11 protein-coding genes and 1 tRNA gene are annotated in these 18,850 nt (G+C 70.9%); 8 read left to right on the top strand and 4 right to left on the bottom strand.

Annotation, left to right across the window (positions count from 1 at the left end):
* The first annotated feature begins 9 nt into the window (after positions 1-9).
* Genes ACWD4G_RS06575 through ACWD4G_RS06550 form a run of 6 tightly spaced genes read left to right on the top strand, consistent with a single transcriptional unit; the run spans position 10 to position 8,403 of the window.
* Positions 10-1,611: a D-alanine--poly(phosphoribitol) ligase gene (locus ACWD4G_RS06575; RefSeq protein WP_451291075.1), complete on the top strand. Its 1,602-nt coding sequence runs from the start codon at positions 10-12 to the stop codon at positions 1,609-1,611.
* Positions 1,612-1,637: 26 nt separating this feature from the next.
* Positions 1,638-2,528: a thioesterase II family protein gene (locus ACWD4G_RS06570; protein WP_451291074.1), complete on the top strand. Its 891-nt coding sequence runs from the start codon at positions 1,638-1,640 to the stop codon at positions 2,526-2,528.
* The gene (locus ACWD4G_RS06565; protein ID WP_451291073.1) at positions 2,525-3,625 is read left to right on the top strand and encodes an SAM-dependent methyltransferase; all 1,101 of its coding nucleotides are present in this window, start codon (positions 2,525-2,527) and stop codon (positions 3,623-3,625) included. The genes ACWD4G_RS06570 and ACWD4G_RS06565 overlap by 4 nt, the downstream gene beginning before the upstream one ends.
* A 17-nt stretch (positions 3,626-3,642) precedes the next feature.
* Positions 3,643-6,339 carry a PEP/pyruvate-binding domain-containing protein gene (locus tag ACWD4G_RS06560; RefSeq protein ID WP_451291072.1) on the top strand — a complete coding sequence of 899 codons (2,697 nt, stop codon included), beginning with the start codon at positions 3,643-3,645 and terminating at the stop codon, positions 6,337-6,339.
* A 7-nt stretch (positions 6,340-6,346) separates the two neighbouring features.
* Positions 6,347-7,144: a 4'-phosphopantetheinyl transferase family protein gene (locus ACWD4G_RS06555; RefSeq protein ID WP_451291071.1), complete on the top strand. Its 798-nt coding sequence runs from the start codon at positions 6,347-6,349 to the stop codon at positions 7,142-7,144.
* A complete protein-coding gene (locus ACWD4G_RS06550; protein WP_451291070.1) occupies positions 7,141-8,403 on the top strand; it encodes a RedV protein in 1,263 nt (420 codons plus the stop codon). The genes ACWD4G_RS06555 and ACWD4G_RS06550 overlap by 4 nt, the downstream gene beginning before the upstream one ends.
* Before the next feature lie 737 nt (positions 8,404-9,140).
* Here ACWD4G_RS06550 and ACWD4G_RS06545 read toward each other — a convergent pair.
* Positions 9,141-11,399, bottom strand: a complete 2,259-nt coding sequence (locus tag ACWD4G_RS06545; protein ID WP_451291069.1) for an MMPL family transporter — start codon at positions 11,397-11,399, stop codon at positions 9,141-9,143.
* Positions 11,400-11,509: 110 nt separating this feature from the next.
* On the opposite strand from ACWD4G_RS06545, the gene ACWD4G_RS06540 reads away from it, so the two are divergent.
* Both ACWD4G_RS06540 and ACWD4G_RS06535 read left to right on the top strand, forming a co-directional pair.
* Positions 11,510-12,118, top strand: a complete 609-nt coding sequence (locus ACWD4G_RS06540) for a TetR/AcrR family transcriptional regulator (RefSeq protein ID WP_451291068.1) — start codon at positions 11,510-11,512, stop codon at positions 12,116-12,118.
* Positions 12,111-12,695: a hypothetical protein gene (locus tag ACWD4G_RS06535; protein ID WP_451291067.1), complete on the top strand. Its 585-nt coding sequence runs from the start codon at positions 12,111-12,113 to the stop codon at positions 12,693-12,695. The genes ACWD4G_RS06540 and ACWD4G_RS06535 overlap by 8 nt, the downstream gene beginning before the upstream one ends.
* A gap of 540 nt (positions 12,696-13,235) precedes the next feature.
* On the opposite strand, the gene ACWD4G_RS06530 is transcribed toward ACWD4G_RS06535, so the two are convergent.
* The 3 genes from ACWD4G_RS06530 to ACWD4G_RS06520 all read right to left on the bottom strand — a co-directional run bounded on the left by ACWD4G_RS06530 (position 13,236) and on the right by ACWD4G_RS06520 (position 18,772).
* A tRNA-Pro gene (locus tag ACWD4G_RS06530) sits at positions 13,236-13,309 on the bottom strand.
* 100 nt (positions 13,310-13,409) lie between these two features.
* The gene (fxsT, locus tag ACWD4G_RS06525; RefSeq protein WP_451291066.1) at positions 13,410-17,444 is read right to left on the bottom strand and encodes an FxSxx-COOH system tetratricopeptide repeat protein; all 4,035 of its coding nucleotides are present in this window, start codon (positions 17,442-17,444) and stop codon (positions 13,410-13,412) included.
* Positions 17,441-18,772, bottom strand: coding sequence for a TIR-like protein FxsC (locus tag ACWD4G_RS06520; RefSeq protein WP_451291065.1), 1,332 nt, complete (start codon positions 18,770-18,772; stop codon positions 17,441-17,443). The genes fxsT and ACWD4G_RS06520 overlap by 4 nt, the downstream gene beginning before the upstream one ends.
* Positions 18,773-18,850 lie beyond the last annotated feature (78 nt).

Here is an 18,850-nt window from a genome sequence, read left to right as displayed (position 1 = left end):
CACGGAGAGATGGCAGTGACCACGCCCCACCCGGTCACCCGAAGGCTCGGGCTGCCCCACCCCCTCGCCCCCGAGCGCGCAGGCCGCGCGGCGCTGCTGGGCCGCGAGCGGGTCTCGTACGGGGAACTCGCCACACGCACCGCGACGCTCGCCGCACGCCTCACCGGCCTCGGCGCGGGTGCCGGTGAGCGCGTCGCGATCTGGATGGACAAGCGGTCCGGCTATGTGGAGGCGATCCTCGGCACGCTCGCGGCCGGCGGCGTGTACGTGCCGCTCGACGGCAAACAGCCGGTGAGCAGGGTGCGGACCATCCTGGCCGACGCGGAGCCCGTGGCACTCTTCACCGATCGGCGGCACCTGGACGAACTGGCCGCCACGGCGCTCCCAGCGTCGCTGCGGGCGATCGTGGTCGTGGGGGAGGAACCCGCCGGGCGGCGGTCGTGCGGGAACGTTCCGCTGTGGACGTGGGACACGTTCCTGGCGGAAGGCCGAGAGGAGGAGGTCGGCACGGTCTTCCGGCCGGCCCCGTACGATGCCGACGCCCTCGCCGCGCTGCTCTACACCTCCGGTTCCACCGGGGTGCCCAAGGGCGTGAAGATCTCGCACCGCAATCTGGGCTGCTTCGTCGACTGGGCCCTCGGCGAACTGGACGTCGGCCCCGACGACGTCTTCTCCAACCACGCCTCCTTCAACTTCGACCTGAGCACCTTCGACCTCTTCGTCGCGCTCGCCGTCGGCGCCTCCGTCTGGATCATCGAGGACGATCAGGCCCGTGACGTCGTGGCCCTCGCCGAGGGGATACGCGAGCACGGCGTCACCGTCTGGTATTCGGTGCCGTCCGTCCTGGCCCTGCTCACCCGCGCGGACGCACTCACCCCCCGGATCGGCGAGAGCCTGCGCTACGTCCTCTTCGCCGGCGAGGTCTTCCCCGTGCCGCAGCTGCGGGAACTTGCCGCCCGGCTGCCCGACACCCGGCTCTACAACCTCTACGGGCCCACCGAGACCAACGTCTGCACCTATCACGAGGTCTGCGGACCGGACCTCGACGGCCTCGACCGTCTTCCGATCGGCGTGCCCGTGACGGGGGCTCGCGCCCGGATCGTGGATGAGTCGGGCGCCACCGTCGAGGAGCCCGGCGTGCCGGGCGAACTGGTCGTCGAGGGCGACTGTGTCACGCCGGGCTACTGGCGCCGCGAGACCGAGCCCATGGCCTCCGAGCACCGTGCGCACCGGCACCCCACCGGGGACATCGTCAGCCTGGAGAACGGTCTGCTCGTCTACCACGGCCGCAAGGACCGCATGGTGAAGCTCAACGGTTACCGCCTGGAGCTCGGCGAGATAGAGGCGGCCGCGCTGCTCCACCCCGGTCTGGAGGACGTCGCGGTCGTGGTGACCGGCGAGGGCCCCGACGCCCGGCTGGTGCTCTACTACACCCTCCGCGACGGGGCCGCCGAGCCCGGGCTGCTGCGCCTGAAACAGCACTGCGCCGAACACCTGCCGCGCTACATGGTGCCGCACACGGCCACCTGTCTGCCGCGGATGCCGCGCAACGCCAACGGTAAGACCGACTACCGCCGGCTCGCCGACGCCACCGCCGGCGCCCCGGTGTAGGCCCCAGGGCAAGGAAGGACCAGGGCGTGCCCCTCACCGACACAAGCCATTTCCCCGCCCACCGGGAGGGCCGGCCGCCGACCGGCCGTGCGACGCCGGCGGACCAGGCCGCGGCCGGACGAGCCGCGGCCTGGTTCCCCGGCACCGCGGCCGGCCCGCCCGACGCGCTGCCGTTGATCTGCTTTCCGTACGCGGGCGGCGTGCCCTCGGTGTTCCACGACTGGCAGCGGCACGTCGGGGAGCACCTCCGGGTGGTGCCGGTGCTGCTGCCCGGCCGCGGCCTGCGCCTGCGCGAAGAGCCCTATCAGGACATGGGCGCGCTGGTCCGCGATGTCGCCCACGCCCTCACCACACACGGCCTCGCCACCGGCGGCTACGCCCTCTTCGGGCACAGTATGGGCGCCCTGCTCGCCTACGAGGTCGCCTGCGCACTGCGTCGGCAGGGCGCCCCCGAGGCCCGGCACCTCGTCGTCTCGGCCAGCCGCGCGCCCCACCTCTACGGCGAGCGGGCCGACCATCTGCTCGGCGACGACGACCTGTGCGCGTGGGCCGGCGATCTCGGGGGCCTCGGCCCCGACGACAACGTCGGACGGGCCCACCTCCGGCGGCGGCTGCCCACACTCCGCGCCGACCTGCGCGCCTGCGAGCGCTACCGGTGGACACCGCGCGCCCCGCTGGGCTGTCCGGTGACCGCCTTCTCCGCGGCCGACGACCCGATCGCGACCGAGGAGCAGGTCAGCGCTTGGAAGGGCTGCACGGACGGTCCGTTCGTCCACCATCACGTGCCGGGCGACCACTTCTTCCTGAGCGGCCCGTCCCGGCAGCCGCTCCTGCACGCGCTGCGACGGACGGCCGAGCCGCCGAGCGGCGGCACCTCCCGGACACACCGGGACGACTCCCGGAGGGACGCCTCATGACCACCACCGCCAAGGCTCCCCAGGGCGCGCACGCGCGCCCGGGAAGCGTCCGGAAGAGCACGTTCCTCGGCCAACTGCGCTCGCTGGGCCGGGTGTTGCGCGATCCGCAGATCCGCCAGGTGCTGTCGATGTCCCGGAAGCACGTCCCCCCTGTCTACCGGGCGGCCTTCCTGAGCGGAGCGGCAGGCTCCGGGCTGCTCCGCCTCCTCGCCACACGCCCGCACGACCTCGGTGAGGTGGCCACCGCTCTCGGCGCGGACCCGGACCGTCACCGGCTGCGGGCCTGGCTCGACGTCGGCGTCCGGCTCGGCGAGCTGGAGCGGCGCGACGGCCGCTACGGACTGCGCGGCCGAACGGCCAAGGTCCTGGCCAGGCCGGAGAACGACGCGCTCGTCGGCGCCCTGGAGGAAGTCACCCACTTCCACTACGCGGTCCTGAAGGAGGCCCCCTCGATGCTCCGGGAGGGCCGCCGTTTCTCCCTCTCCGACCAGGACGGGGAGATCATCGCCCGGTCCTCGCTGATCGTGCGGCCCTTCATCGAGGAGGCCGTCTCCCGCGCGGTGCCGCGCGACCGTCCGGTGCGGCTGCTGGAGATCGGCTGCGGCTCCGGCCGTTACGTGCGGTTCGCCTGCGCCCTCAACCCCGAACTGACCGCGCTCGCCGTCGACCTGCAGCCCGAGGTCGCCGAGCGGGCCGCGGCCAACATGTCCCTGTGGGGCCTCGCGCACCGGGTCGAGACCCGCCAGGGCGACCTGCGCGAACTCGACCTGCGGGAGCGGTTCGACCTCGTCACGATGCACCAGAACATCTACTACTTCCCCGTGGCGGACCGGGTCGAGGTGCTCAGGCAGGCCCGTTCGCTGCTGGCGCCGGGCGGCCGCCTGCTGCTGACCACGTCCTGCCAGGGCGGCAGCCCCGGCCTCGAAGTGCTGAACCTCTGGTTCGAGTACGCCGACTTCGGCGGCCCGCTGCCGGCCGAGCAGGAGCTGGTCGCCCAGTTGCGGGAGGCCGGGTTCACCGAGGTCTCGGCCTCCCGCATCATCCCGGGCGAGCAGTTCCGTGCCTTCACGGGAACCAACGCGCACGCCGCCCCATGACCTCCAGGAGGCACACCATGACAGTGCACAACGGCGCTCCGGCGGCCGTGGCATCCGCCCGTCACCACATCGTGGTCCTCGGGCAGGACAGCCACGTGGCGGCGGACCACCTGGGTGGCAAGGCCGCACGCCTGGGCGAGATGCTCGCCGCCGGGCTTCCCGTGCCGCCGGCGTTCTGCCTCACCACCGGGCTCTTCGAGCTCTTCCTGGCCGAGACCGGACTCGCCGACGAGATCGCCCATGGCACCGGTCCCGACTTCGCGGCCGTCCGCAAGGCGATCAGCGGCCGGACCATGCCCGAGCCCATCGCCGAGGCCGTCCTCGACGCCTACCGCGAACTCGGCCGGCCCCGCGTGGCCGTGCGGTCCTCGGCGACCCAGGAGGACTCGGCCACCCAGTCCTTCGCCGGACAGCACGACACCGTCCTCGACGTCCAGGGAGACGACGCGCTCCTCGACGCCGTCAAGGAGTGCTGGGTCTCCCTGTGGTCGGACCGTGCCGCCGTCTACCGCGACGACCCGTCCTCGGTCGGCACCATCGCGGTCGTCGTGCAGGAGATGGTGCATGCCGACGCCAGTGGTGTGCTCTTCACCGTCGACCCCATGAACGGCCGCCCGCACCGCATGGTCATCGAGTCCTGCTGGGGACTCGGCGAGGGCCTGGTCTCCGGGAAGGTCACCAGCGACCTCTTCGTGGTCGACGACCGCGACTTCACGCCGGCCGAGCAGCAGGTCCGCTACAAGGTCACCCGGTGCGCCGTCGTCGAGCCCGGCCGCACCGGTCTGGTCAAGGTCGACCCGGCGCTGCGCAACGCGCCCAGTCTCACCGCCGAGCAGACCGTCGAACTCGCCCGCCTCGCCGTCCGGGTGCGCGAGCACTACGGGACCGAGCAGGACATCGAGTGGGTGCTGCGGGACGGCACCTTCCACCTGCTCCAGACCCGGCCCATCACCACCCGGCCCAGCCCCGAGACCCGCCACAGCCCCTTCATCACCGACGTCCCGGACGCGGTGCGCCGCGGCACACTGTGGTCCCGGATGGACATCGGCGAGATCTTCGTGGGCCGGATGACGCCGCTCGGCCTGAGCTTCGCGCGCTACTACCAGCAGAACATCCACGGTGGCTGTGCCAAGGCCATCGGCATGCGCGACCACGGCGACATGGACCTGCACATGGGGTACCTCCAGGGCCATGTCTACCTGAACATCTCCTACACCTCCCACATGCTCAGCCAGGCCCCGGCCACCCGCGACCAGAGCTCCTTCACCCAGCGCTTCGCCAGCGAGGAGGTCGACCTCGACCAGTACAGCAACCCGTTCGGCGACTGGCCCCGAGGCCTGAACGGCATGCTGTCGGCCACCCACTGGCTGCGCAGCACGGTCGTGGAACTGATGTCGATGAAGAAGCGGGCGAAGCGGATGGCCGCCTCCCGGCTCGCCGCGTTCGACCGCGCCAAGGGCATCGACCTGACGGCACTGAGCCGACGCGAACTGCACGCCGAGACGGAGCGCTACCTCACGTACTGCTACGCGATGAACGTGGGCTACATGCCCTACTACATCAACGCCTTCGGCTTCTACGATCTGCTCAGCCAGCTCTGCGGCACCTTGCTCGGCGACGAGGGCACCAACCTCCAGAACCGCATCAAGACCGACATGTCGAACCTCCGCACCGTGGAGTCGGCGCGCGACCTGTGGAACCTGGCGCGGGCCGCCCGTCGCGACCCCGAGGTGCTGCGTGTCATCGAGGAGACGCCGATCGGCGACATCCCGGGCGAACTCGCCGGCAGCGCCGCCGGCCGCGCCTACCTCCGCGACCACCTGGACCCGTTCATGCGGATCAACGGCACCCGGGGCCGCCAGGAGATGGAGCTGACCCATCCACGCTGGATCGACGACCCGTCGTACGTCTTCCAGATGGTCCGGCGCTACGCCGCCGACGACGCGGTCTCGCCCGACACCACCCTCCGGAAAGGCCGCAGCACCACCGAGCGGGACTCGGAGGAGGTCCTGCGTGGGCTGCCGTTGTCAAAGCGCCTGATCCTCCAGAAGGTCATCGGCCTGTACTCCACGTGCAGCGAACTGCGCGAGACCACCCGGATGGCGATGATCACCTCGGTCTGGCTGGTGCGCAACGCGGTCTACGAGGTCGGGCGCAGGCTGGTGGCCGAGGGCGTGCTGCGCGATCTGGACGAGGTCGCCTACCTCGACTTCGAGGACATCCGGACCTATCTGGCGAGCGACGCCCCGGCCGTGGAGGTCTTCTCCCGCGCCACGCTCGACGAACGGCGCCGCACGCACGAGTACCACAAACGGCTCCCCGAGCCCCCGCTGACCTTCATGGGGGAGTACGACATCACCGCCGCCCTCCAGCCGGCGGCGGGCGGCACCCGTCTGGAGGCGCTGGGCGCCGGCCCCGGACAGGTGGTGGGCCGGGCCCGCATCATCGAGGACCTGGCCTGGCAGGCCGACGAGTTCCAGCCCGGCGAGATCCTCGTCGCCCGCTACACCGACGCCTCCTGGACCCCGCTCTTCGCCATCGCCGGCGGTGTGGTGACGGACATCGGCTCGATGCTTTCGCACAGCTCCATCGTCTCCCGCGAGTTCGGCATCCCGTCGGTGGTGAACACCAAGCACGCCACCCAGAAGATCAACACCGGCGACCTGATCAGGGTGGACGGTGACGCGGGCATCGTCGAAGTCGTCGAGGGCTGAGCCGGGCATGCGCTCCACTCAGGAGGTGCGGGCGTGGCGGGGCGACCTCGGACACCCGCCGAGGTTCGACCCGGCACGCCCGCTGCGCATCGGTCACGGTCCTGGCACGTCCACCTTCGCGCTTGTCTCCATCGCCTGGCTCAGGGAACTGCCGGAGAGCGGGCGCGCGGACTTCGCGGCACGTCATTTCGCCGACAGCGAGACCCGGTTCGCCGCCACCCTGCCGGTCGCCAAGCGGCGCCTGGAATGGCTGGCGGGACGGTTCGCGCTCAAGTGCGCGGTACGCGCCCACCAGCGCGGCCGGCTGGGGCTGCGGCCCGACCCCGCGCGTACCGTGCGGATACGCACCGTGGGAGAGGGGCTGCGTGCCGGAAAGCCCTATGTGGACGGGCCGTTCGAGGTCGGGCTGACCCACGCCGGCGACTTCGCCCTGGCGGTCTGCGCCCCGCGCCCCATCGGCGTCGACCTGGAGCCCCGGCGGTCCGTGACGCCGTACCTGGAGCGGCTGCTCCTCCTGGACGACATGGCCGACGACACCGGCCCGGGTCGGGCCCGGCTGCGCCGTATGCCGCTCATGCTGCGCTGGGCGTGCAAGGAGGCGGTGCTCAAGCACTTCGGCTTCGGTCTGCGGATCGGAGGCGGGGTACGGGAGGTCGAGCTCACCGGCTGGTACGGCGACGGCCGCTTCACCTGGCGCCCCGGCCCCGCGCTGGAACGGCACCTGCCCGCGGACGGCGCCGAACGCACACGGTGCCTGGCTCGGGAAATCGACGGCTACTCTCTGGCGATTGTGTGGCAGGCATGAAGAACTTTTCAGACGTGTCGGCGGATGTGCCCGCACCGGAGCCGGCCCCGCACCCGGCCTTCGCGGCAAGCACCGAAGGCCCGTCGGAACGAGCGCGTGCAGGACTGCCCGAACCCTTCCCCGACGCGCTGCGCGCGGCCGCGGCGATCGCCGCGCTCAGCCCGTCCTCCCACAACTGCCAGCCCTGGGCGTCCGCCTGGCTCACCGGGGACCCGGTACGCGCCGCGGCCGCGGCCGCGCTGGGCGGCGACGCCGCCGCGCCGGACACCGCATACCTCGCGCTCGGGCTGGACCGCACCCATGAGATCGGAGCGCTCGCCGCCCACGCCGTGGAGATGCGCGTGAGCTGCGGCGTGTACGCACAGGTACTCCTGACCGCGCTGGAGGCACGGGGCTGGTCGGTGCGGCGCCTGCGGCTCAGCGACGCGGAGGACGACGGGCCCCGCGTGCTCGGCACGGCATGGCCCGCGCCGTGGACCCTGCTGGGCCTCGTCGAACTGCGCGGCGCTCCCGGGCCCGCCCGGACCGGCCACGGCACATTCGAGGACCTGGCGGCGGTGGCGGCCGAGCGCCGCACCAACCGGGCGCCGTACCGGAAGGACCCGGTTGCCACGACGGTCCTCGACGGCCTCACCGCACCGTCGTCCGGCGCCGCGCACGGCGCCCCGGTCGGCATCAGCCATCTGTTCCAGGACGCCGACCGCGCCCACTTCGCCGGCTTCGTCGCACGGTACGGGGGTCGGGACTTCGCTCACGGCCCGGCCTGGCGGGAGACGCATTCCTTTCTCCGCCGCGACGCGACCGAGGCGGCCGCCCGCGGCGACGGTTTCACCCTGGAGCAGCTCTTCGGGCCGCTGCGTCCGTTGCGCCACGGGTTCCTGCGCCTCGCGCTGTCGCCCCGGGTGATGAGCCTGCTGCGCCGGGCCGGCTACCACCGTCTGCTCGCGTCCCGGATGGCCGCCGTCGTGCGCCGCACCCCCGTGATCACGGCGATGACCTTCACCACGGACACGCCCGGCCAGGCCGACATGGTGCGAGCGGGTGCCCGGCTGGCGGACTACTGGCTCCGGGCGACCCGGGCCGGTCTGGTGCTGCATCCGGTCAGCGTGGTCGTGCAGCACGACGATGTGCGCGAGGCCCTGGCCCGGCGGCTGGGCCTGACCGGCCGCCTCTTCTTCGTCAGCCGGCTCGGCCACCCGGCGGCGTCCTTCCCGCCCGCCCCGCGCCGGACCGAGGGACGTACGATCCGCTCTCTCTAGGGCGACGCGCCAGCAACCTCGATCGTCATGGCCCGGCCGCCGTCGGTGGTGGCCGGGTCGGTCTTCGGTTGTGACGGAGCGGTGGACGCCGCGCCGGATGGGATCGTCGGTCGGCAGCCTGCCGAACCGTCGCCAGCCGGCTCCTTCCGGATCGACCAGGTCCTGAACTCCACGGCCGGTGGCGGCAGCGGAGTTCGCGGCACCGGCCGGGAGCGGGATCGGCGGCGGCCGGTCAGCCGCGGACCGGGAGCGTAGCCCCGCGCGCCGTCGCACGGTTCACGCCCAGGGCCGACGCCCACCCGGGTATGTGCCCCACCGTCCGCGCCCCCGGATGTTCTGCGCACCCCCGGCCGGCTGGCCCCCTGTCTGCCCGCCGCCGGCACGACAACTCGATGCGCTCCTCCTTGGAGAGGACGATCCGGCGGAGAGGACGATCCCGGCGGCCCGCGGACCTCGACGCGACAGGGAAACAGCTTCCGGACTCGCAGCTGAGATTTCCGGCGCAGCACACTCGTGCCCGGCAGCCGACGTCCGCCCCGTCGCGACGCCCGGCTCGCTCCCCCACGTTCTCGGCCGCGCTCGGACAGGGGCCCATGACGCCGCCCCTTGACGGGCGCACGTCGCCTGCCGGGGCACTGGCACGGTCCGCTCTCTCCAGGACCTGATCGCACACGTCCGGGTGCCACGACGCGGAGGCCGTTCCCGTGGGAGCGGCCTCCCGTGTGCCTGACAGGGTGTCAGCGACCCTGGGTCGGCGCCGGTTCCCGGGGCGGCGCCTCGAACTCGCCGACGGCCTCGGCCGGTGCCTCGTGGTGGAACCCGAACCTCTGGTGGAACCGCCGCAGCGGAGCCGGTGCCCACCAGTTGGCGCGGCCCGCCAGCCGCATGAACGCCGGCACCAGCAGGCCGCGGATGATCGCCGCGTCCATGATGATGGCGAGCGCGGTGCCCAGGCCCAGGATCTTCACCGGTGTGAACCCGGCGGTGATCAGCGCGATGAAGAACAGCGACAGCAGCCCTGCGGCCGCCGTGATCAGCCGGCCGGTGCTCTCCAGACCGCGGGCGACCGCGAGGGTGTTGTCCCCGGTGCGCTCGTACTCCTCACGGATGCGCGACAGCAGGAAGACCTCGTAGTCCATCGACAGGCCGAAGATGATGCAGAACATCAGGATGGGCGTGGTCACGTCGATCTGTCCGGTGACCGTGAAGTCGCCGGCGAGCCAGGTCATGTGCCCGTCCTGGAAGACGAAGACCATGGCGCCGAAGGTGGCGGTCAGGCTCAGGATGTTGAGGATGATCGCCTTGACCGGTATGAGCAGGCTGCCGGTGAAGAGGAAGAGCAGGACGAAGGTGAGCACGCCGATGATGAGCAGCGCGTACGGAAGCGCCGACCAGAGTGCGTCCAGCGTGTCCACGTAGGCGGCGGCGAGGCCGGAGACCTTGGAGTCGGTGTCCGCCGGCGGCTGGATGTCACGGACGTCGGCCACCTGCCGCTCGCCCGCCTCCGAGTAGGGCTCGGTGTCGACGTTCACCGAGAGCCACGCGCCGTTTTCATTCGTGTAGGCCTCCTCGGCGCCGGGCACCGGGGGAGCGACCAAGCGGCCGTCCTCGAAGCTGCCGGTGGCGGTGTCCACCCGTCCGACGCCCTCGACCTCGGAGACCCGCTCGGCGTAGTCGCTGAGCGCGCCGGAGGCCGGCCGCTCGCCGTCCAGCACGATCTTCAGGCCCTGGCCGGTGAGCGAGGGAAAGTCGTCCCGGATGGCGTCGCCGACCCGGGCGGCAGCCGCGTCCTTGGGCATGGCACGGTCATCCGGCAGGCCGTACGACGCCTGAGTGAAAGGTGCCACCAGCACGACGAGCCCCAGCAGGACGACGGTCAGCACCGGCCACGGGCGCCGCATCACACCGGTCGCCAGACGGTGCCAGAAGCGGCGCTCCGGAGGCTTGGGCGGGCGCTTGCCGCGGAACTTCGCGCCCAGGTCGAACTTGTCGATCCGGTCACCCATGAGGGAGAGCAGGGCGGGCAGCACGACCAGCGCGCCCAGCAGCGCGAAGACGACGACGCCGATGCCGGCGTAGGCGAAGGACCGCAGGTAGTACAGCGGGAACACCAGCAGCGCCGACAACGAGAGCAGCACCGTGAGCGAGGAGAAGAAGACGGTACGGCCGGCCGTGGTCAGCGCGGTGCGCAGAGCGGTGGTGTTGTCGTGCCCATGGCCGCGCTCCTCGCGATATCTGCTGACGATGAACAGCGAGTAGTCGATGGCCAGGCCCAGGCCGAGGGCGGTGGTGAGGTTGGTGGCGAAGACGGACACCGGTGTGAACTCGGCGATCACCGTCAGCAGCGCCAGCGAGCCGACCACGGAGATGCCCGCCACCGCGAGCGGCAGCAGCGCGGCCATGCCGGAGCCGAAGACGAGGACGAGCAGCACCAGCGTGATGGGGACGGCGACGCCCTCCGCCATCAGCAGATCCTTCTCGATCTCCGCGGACGCCTGCCGGTTGACCTCGGTGAATCCGCCCGATATGACCTTCAGTCCGTCCTGATCACCGGTGACCTTCGGGGCGATGTCCTTGGCGGTGTCCTCCGCCTCGGTCTCGTCACCGCTCAGGTGGGCGACGATCAGGGCGGACCGGCCGTCCCGCGACCGCAGGTCGGATGCGTGCTCGGAGGACCAGTAGGACGTCACCGACGCGACGCCGTCCTGGTCGGCCAGTTTCTCGGTCAGTCTGCGACCCGCTTCCACGGCGTCGGGGTCGTCGACCGTGCCGTCCGGGGTGGCGAGCAGGATGAAGTTCGGGTCCCCGGTGTCGAATCGGTCCTCCAGCAGATCGGCGGCGACGGAGGACTCGGCATCGGGATCGTCGTAACCGCCGGCGGACAGGACGTTCATCACCGGTCCGGAGACCGCTGTGATGATCAGGAAGCACAGGGTGGACAGGACCAGCACGAGTCGACGCCGGTTCGTCGCGAGCGAGGCCAGACGTAAGAGCATGGAAACCCCTGATGGCAAGTGACCGGTAAGGAAACCGGTCAGCGAGCTGGGAAGACGGGTGGCTGATTCAGCGAAGTGACAGCCACATCCGGCGCGGCTATCTTGGTCACATGCATAAGTTAGACGATCGACCAACCTCCTCGCTACGGGGTCAGCGCCGCCGAGAGCAGTTGGTCGACGCTGGAGTCGAACTGCTGTCCGAAGGTGGCTGGCCGGCGGTGACCACCCGCTCGGTCGCGGAGCGCGCGGGGGCCAACCTCGGCCTGATCCACTACCACTGGGGCGGCCTGCAGCCGCTCAAGCGCGCGATCGCCCGTCGCGCCGGAGAGATGGTGTTCGGACCGCCCACGATCCAACTGCTGGAGTCGGCCGACCTGGACGAGTTGCTGGAGAAGTTGCCGGCCATGGTCGCGCCGTCCTCCGACGACCTGACGACCCGGCTCACCGTCGAGCTGATCGCGGGCGCCGTACGCGACCCCGAGCTGGGTGAGGTGCTGCGCGAGAGCCTTGCCGAGGCGCGCAGTCACCTCACCGACTGGCTTCAGACCCATCTCCCCGATGCGCCCCAGGGCACGGCGACCCTGCTGGTCGCGCTGCTCGACGGCCTGTTCCTCCATCACATGCTCGACCCGGGGATGAACTCGGCGGAGGCCATCGACGCGCTCGCCCGGATCGCCCGATGCGCACCCGGGGCCACGAGGGGTCATCCGAGTGAGTAGTTCCAAGGCGGCCGACAGGCCGGACTGGGTGTTCGGGACGGGTGCCACACCGCAGGAGAAAAGGCTCGCCTGCGCCACGGCGGCCCTGGGCTGCGTCGCCTTCGCCGCGGGCGGCTGGGGCCATGGCTGGGCCTGGTGGCAATGGCTGGTCGGGCTGCTCATGGTGTGGGACCTCGTCGGCGGTGTGGTGGCGAACGGCCTCGACACCGCCAAGAGCTTCTACCACTCGCCGCTCCCCTTCCCCGTCGGCCCGGTCCCGCGCTTCCTGCACCGTCCCGTCGGCTTCACCGCCGTCCACCTCCAGGCCGTCATCGCGGGGCTCGTCTTCCCCGGCGGCCCCTGGTGGTGGGGACCGCTGTGGTACGTGTGGGCGCTGGTCGGCGTGATCGTCGTGGAATCGGTCTCTCAGCGTTTCCAGCGACCCGTGGCGCTGGCTGTCGTGGCCTGCGGGGTCATGGTCTCGTCCCTGGTCACCGCACCGGACGGGCTGGCCTGGCTGCCGGCGATCCTGTTGCTCAAGCTGGTCGTCGCACACGGCGTCCCCGAGGGGGCGGGCTCCCGGAGCGCCCGGGCCTGATCCGGACGGACACCTCGGACACCGCACGCCGCGAGGACAGCCGCCGACGCCGCCGTCCGGATGCGGACAGGCGGCCACCGGCCGCTGGCCGCTGGCCAGGGCTCCACCGAGAACCCCCTGCACCAGCGCGGTCGGCGTCTACCGGGCCCGAGTCCGCTGGTCCGACCCCACCACAAAGCACCGCCGTCGTCACCAGACTCGGGTACGAGCGTCTACGCCGCCACGACCTCCGGCACACCGGACTCACGTGGTTCGCCGACGTCGACGTACACGTGCACATCCCGCGCAAGGTCACGGGACACGGATCGCTGACCACCACACAGCGCTACCCGCACCCCGACGTGCACAAAATCACCGCCGCCCGGCGCAGCACTCTCCGCGCACCTCACGGCGCTACGTGCCCCAAGGTCTCTGCCGGGCCCCATCGTGATGGTTCGCCAGTGCGGTCAAGAACGTTGGTCCCCAACTGGTCCCCAAGAACGATCAAGGGGCTGTTTCAGATTGCTCTGAAACAGCCCCTTGATCTGCGACTTCGTAAAGTCGGGACGACAGGATTTGAACCTGCGACCCCTTGACCCCCAGTCAAGTGCGCTACCAAGCTGCGCCACGTCCCGGTGCGCCTTCGCACAGAGTTCTGTGGGAAAGCGCAGGTAGACCCTACCGTATGCGGCGCGTGCGGGGCTCTTCCGGGCTGTGCGGTCGGTGTGAGGCGGATCAGGTGACGGGTGGTTCGATGTCCGCCTCGATGCGCTGCCAGCGGGTGATCGCGCGGGTCATGGGGTAGTCGCCGCCCAGTTCTCGGTTTTCCACGGCGCGGCGTTCGGCGTCGTGGTGGAGGCGGGTGGCCTCCTCGTTCGGTGGATCGGTGTCGGACGGGTCGTGGTCGCGGAGTTCGACCGCGAGGTTGGAGGCGGAGGCGATCGCGAGGTAGTGGTCGGGGCCGAGGACGGCGGTGAGGCCTTCGTGGGCCTCTCGGCCCGCCTGGATCGCGCCGTCGTGGTCGCCGGTCTCCGACAGGTCCGTCGCGTGGTTGAGCATGGCGGTGAGGGTGTAGGGGTGCTGGGGGCCGAGGAGACGGCGGAAGCGGCCCACCGTGTGCGTCGACAGGTCCAGCGCGGCCTGTCCCTGACCGGTCAGGCGGTGCAGGATGGCGAGGTTGTTCGCGCAGGCGAGAGTGAAGACGTGGTCGGCGCCGAACAGTTCCTCGTAGCGGTCACGGGTCCGCTCGGCCAGCTCACGGCCCCGTACCGCCTCGCCCTTGTCGTAGAGGTCCGCGCTCAGGTTCGTCGCGATGGCGAGGGTGTCGGGGTGGTCGGGGCCCAGTTGTTTCTGCGCCTGCTCGTGCAGTTCGTTCGTCAGCGCGTACGCCTTCTCGTACTCGCCCCGGCGGCGGTAGATGATGGCGGCGCCCAGGGAGGCGCGGAAGGTGATCAGGTGGTCGGGGCCCAGGGCTCGGCGGCTGCGTTCGAGGGTGTCCTCGATGAGTTTGCGCGCCTCACGGAACGCCCCGGCGGCCCGCAGGTCCCGGGCGTAGTTCGTGGCGGAGTTGAGGGTGGCGCGCTGGTCGGGGCCGGAGATCTCCCGGCGTTGTTTGAGGATCGCCCGATTGGTGTCGCGGGCCGCCCGCCGGTTGCCGGACAGGAACTCGGAGACCGCGAGGTTGTTGGCGGCGGCCAGGGTGCGCGGGTGGCTCTCCCCGAAGACGCGCCGGGCGCGGATCAGGGCTTCCCGGTCGCTCTCCATGGCGTCGGCGTACCGGCCGACACCGCGCAGGTCGGAGCCGAGGCTCATGGCCGCGCCGAGCGTGTAGGGATGCTCCTCGCCGAGGACGCCGGTGGCGCGCTCGTAGACGTCGAGGGTCACCTCGTACGCCTCGGGGAGGCGGCCCTGGTCACGCAGTGCGTTGCCGAGTTCGGTGCGCAGACGCAGTACGTGGGCGTCGTTCTCGCCGAAGCGGGGCAGCCAGCTGTCGAGGACGCGTTCTGCCGTGCCGATGGCTGTGTCGGGGTCGCCGCTGCGCCACAGATAGCGGACGGTGTCACAGATCCACTGCCGCACCGAGAGGTTGTCGCTCTCCTCGGACTTCGTGGGCCAGAGATGAGGGAGCAGTTCGGCGTACCTGCCCCAGTTCTTGCTCTCGTCGGGGTCCTTCGGGTTCGCCTCACCGAGTGCGGCTTGGGCCCGCTCCTGCATGACAGCCCGCTCCTCAGGGGTCAGCTGGTCCCGGAGCACATGTTGAATCAAGCGATGCATGGTCAAAGTGTCGGTCCGCTGGTCGGACTGGGCGAGCCCATTCCGCCCGATTTCACTGTAGAGCGTGCTCAGCATCAGCGTGTCGGACAGGCTCGGGTCATACCGTTCGAGCAGTGCCAGGGCCGGTCGGCTGCTGAACAGGTCCCGTGGAATGGGGTCCGGCCCGAAGAAGGTGCACAGTTGGAGCAGTGCGGCGGCGGCGGGCTTGCGTTCTTTCAGCCGATCGAGTGACCAGCTGGCCACCACCGAGGTCTGGACGTCGGGGGCCGACCAGCTGCCGAGGACGTCCGTCATCCGTGTGCGCAGCATCCCCAGATAGGTGCTCACGGGCATGGCCGACTCCTGGAGGGAGGCGGCGGCGAGGCTCACGACGAGCGGGAAGTCGCCCAGTTCCTCGGCTACCTGGGCGGCCTCCGCGTATTCGAGTCCCGTGTTGTAGCGGCGCAGCAGCGAGACGCTCTCGTCACGGGTGAAGAGGTCGACCTCGATACGTGCGGCGCGATCGGCCCAGGCCGGGTCGCGTGAGGTGATGAGGATGTGCCGGCCGGGTCCGCCGACCGGCAGCAGGCCCTCCAGATCGGCCGGCTTCTCGGCGTTGTCGTACACGAGCAGCCAGCGGGCATGACGAACGCCTCGCCGCAGGGTCTCCAGGACCTCGTTGCACACGGCCGTCAGGTCCTTGCCGACGACGGGCACGCCGAGGTGCCCGGCCAGGGCGCTCAGCTCCTGGCGGATCTGTGTGGGATCGGCCGCCTTGATCCACCAGATCAGGTCGTAATCCGATTCGAATCGGTACGCGTATTCGAGGGCGAGTTGGGTCTTGCCCACTCCGCCGAGCCCGAAGAGGGCCTGTGGCAGTACGGCGGTGGTACCGGACAGCAGGCTGTCGCGCAGTTGTTCTATGAGTGTCCTGCGGCCGGTGAACGCGGCGTTGCGCTGTGGGCGCCCCCCGATGACCTGCGGCGGCGTTCCCGGCAGCCGGGCCGCGCCCGCCAGGCCCGCCGCGGCGGGGGCGGCCCCCGACGCGTCCGCCGGGCCTCCTCGCTCGACGGTGGCCAACAGTCGCCCCACGGCTTCCTCGGCCGAGATCCCGGCGAGGCTCACCGCCGCGGCCGAGGTGAACTCCGGCGGGGGCGGGGAGTCGTCCACCCGCAGGGGCAGCGCCATGCCTATGCGGCCGGCCGGGTCCCGGCGGCCCAGCTGCTGCCACAGCTCGCGTGCCTGGGGGAGGGCGGTGTAGTGCGGCGAGAGCACCACCACCATGCGCCCCTCGCCGGCGAGTGTGCGCTCCAGGCCCCAGGGGGTCGCGGGCTGGGTCGTGGGGTCGTCCGTCTCGATCGGGACGAGCGTCGCCTCGTAGCCGGCGGCCCGCAGCACGGCCACGGCCCAGTCCGCCCACAGCCGGTCGGTCGCGGCGTAGCTGACGTAGAGGTCCTTGCGGATGATCGGTGAGGTGCGTTCGTACTCGGCGCGCAGGGTGCGGCGGTACGGCTCGGACATATGGAGCAACTGCGTCACCCGATTGCCCGTGAGGCGGGCGGTCAGTCGTTCGAAGGCGACGAGCAGGGTGCCGTCCTGACGGCGCTCGCCGACGGTCGCGGGGATCTCCTCGTAGGCGTAGCTGGGTTTGTAGGGGATCTCGACGCTGCTCCAGTACTGGTCCTGCTCGTCCGGCGGTACCCAGTCGAGGAAGGGCGCGAAGAGGCTGCGGGCCTGGTAGCGGCCGGCCTCCAGCCGGTCGCGTCCGGCGTCCTCGACGCGCATGGGGACGGGGACGATGCGGATGTCGCGCTGGGCGTGGACGTTGCGGCGGATCGAGCGGGCCACGTGGGCGGCGCCGTTGACGCCCTGTCGGCTGAGGGTGAAGCAGTCGACGACGATGTCGGGCATGACGACGGTGCAGATGCTGGCGGTGTCGCTGAGGCCGGTGCGGCTGTCGATCAGTACGTAGTCGTAGCGGGAGGCCATGTCGTCGCGCAGCGCCATGAGGAAGTCCGCGCCGCCCATTCCGTAGAAGGCGCCCCAGTCGAAGGTGCTCACCTTGACCGCGTAGGAATCGGGGTCCTGGACGCCGGCGGGCAGGAGGTCGAGCTTGCCGCCCGGGGGCAGGCGCAGTTCCGTGCCGACGGCGTAGCGGTCGACGCGGGCGCGTTCGCGGAGGTCGGAGTCCTCGCGAGGAGCGCCGTTCGTCGGTGGGGAACCCGTGCCGCCGCCGTTCACCACCGCGGAGCCGACCGGTGGTGTCACCGCGGCCTGGGCGAAGTCGCTGACCATCTCGATGACGCCGGGGCTCTCGCTGAGTTCGGGGTCGGCCAGCAGGGGCTGCAGATAGGTGTGCAGCCCGGGTGCTTCCAGGTCCCAGTCCACGACCAGTACGCGCAGGCCGTTGCTCGCGAGTATCCAGGCGGTGTTGACCAGCGCCATCGTGCGCCCCGTACCGCCTTTGAAGGAGTAGAAGGTGATGATGGTGCCCCGGCCGCGGTCGTCATGGGTCATCTGTCCTGCTCCTGCTCTAGGGGTTGGGGATCGGAGTAGGGGCGGGCAGGTGTCGGCGCAAGAGCGGGCCCAAGATCGTTCGGGGCGCCCACGCTGCTCAGGACGGGGAGTTGCCTGGGCACGTCGGTGGACTTGTCCGAGGGGGGGTTCTTGATCGTCTCCAGGTAGGAGAAGAGGTGGTTCTGCACTTTGGCCACGACCGCGTGCAGTGCCCCGTCGAACTGGTCCGAGCCGATTCCCGATTGGAGCAGCGGCAGGGGGTCCCCTGCTCCTTTCGCCCAGTTGAGCGGTAGGGCGCCTCGGACCGCTTCCCAGTAGGCCTTGCTCTGGGGGCCGTCACCCGCCTCTTCCGGACCGCACGGCACGATCGCCGCGCTGCCCGGATGGTTGCTCCGGTCGTAGGCGCGCAGGGCGCTTCCGAACGGTTCGTCCGCGGCGGCCCGGGCTTCCACGAGGAGGACCGCGACCTGTCCCTGCCCCCGCGCCTCGTCGAGGGTGGCTCCGAGCACGTCCGAGACGATGTCCGTCCGTACGGTGAAGCCGCGCTCCTCCAGGAGTTCGGTCGCTCTCCTGGCCAGTGGTTCCGGGGTTTCGGTGTGGTAGGGGTTCCAGTCCATCGGGCTCTCCCCGTGGCACCCCGGGTCCGTCGACCGCTGGTGGGCGGTCTCGGAGGTGCGCGCGGCGACGAACAGCAGGGCGTGGCTGCCCGGTTCCGCGCGTTCGGTGGCGGACGGGAAGGGGCCGGCGGACTCCGGCGCGGTGATGTCCAGGCCGTCGGCGACCGGTATGCGGAAGTGCTCGGCGGCGACGAGGATCTGCCGTGCGACGAGGTTCACGATGCGGCGGTACTCGTCGCCGCCCGGGTCCGCGATCAGGATGCGCCGCAGGCCCCAGTTCGCATAATTCTCGCCGAATTCGAGATTGTCGTACTGAATATGCGCCACTCCGGCCGGAATGCTCCGTACGGGCTCCCAGAGGACCGGTATGAGAGCCTTGGCGTCCGCTCCCGCGGCTTCGCGGTGGCTGCGCTGCCGGTCCTCGAACGCCTTCCACTCGCGGCCGCAGAAGTCGCTTCTGAAGTAGTCGGGGGTGTACAGGGCGACCATGGTGCGGCAGTGGCCCAGGGCGTCGCCGAGGGCGGTGTTCCAGTCCTGGCCTATTTGGATGGACTGGACGTCGAGAAACGGTTGGTCGAAGGGCACATGATTGCCCTTCCGTAATCGCCGGAGTTCCTGGCGCAATTCGTTGCACAGGTCGTCGTAGAACCGCTTGACGAGTACCCGCGGTCCGCGCCTGCGTGCGTAGCTCAGGAAGAAGTACGGTTCCAACGAGCCCCCGTCGTGCCGCGTTCGCGGGGTCCCTATCGTGGGGTGGACGGATTCTCGCGCCTCGGAAGGTTGCCGACA

It is taken from the genome of Streptomyces sp. NPDC002643 (genome assembly GCF_053592555.1).
The sequence above is the reverse complement of the archived record's forward strand: the minus strand, read 5'-3'. Positions and strand labels throughout refer to the sequence as shown.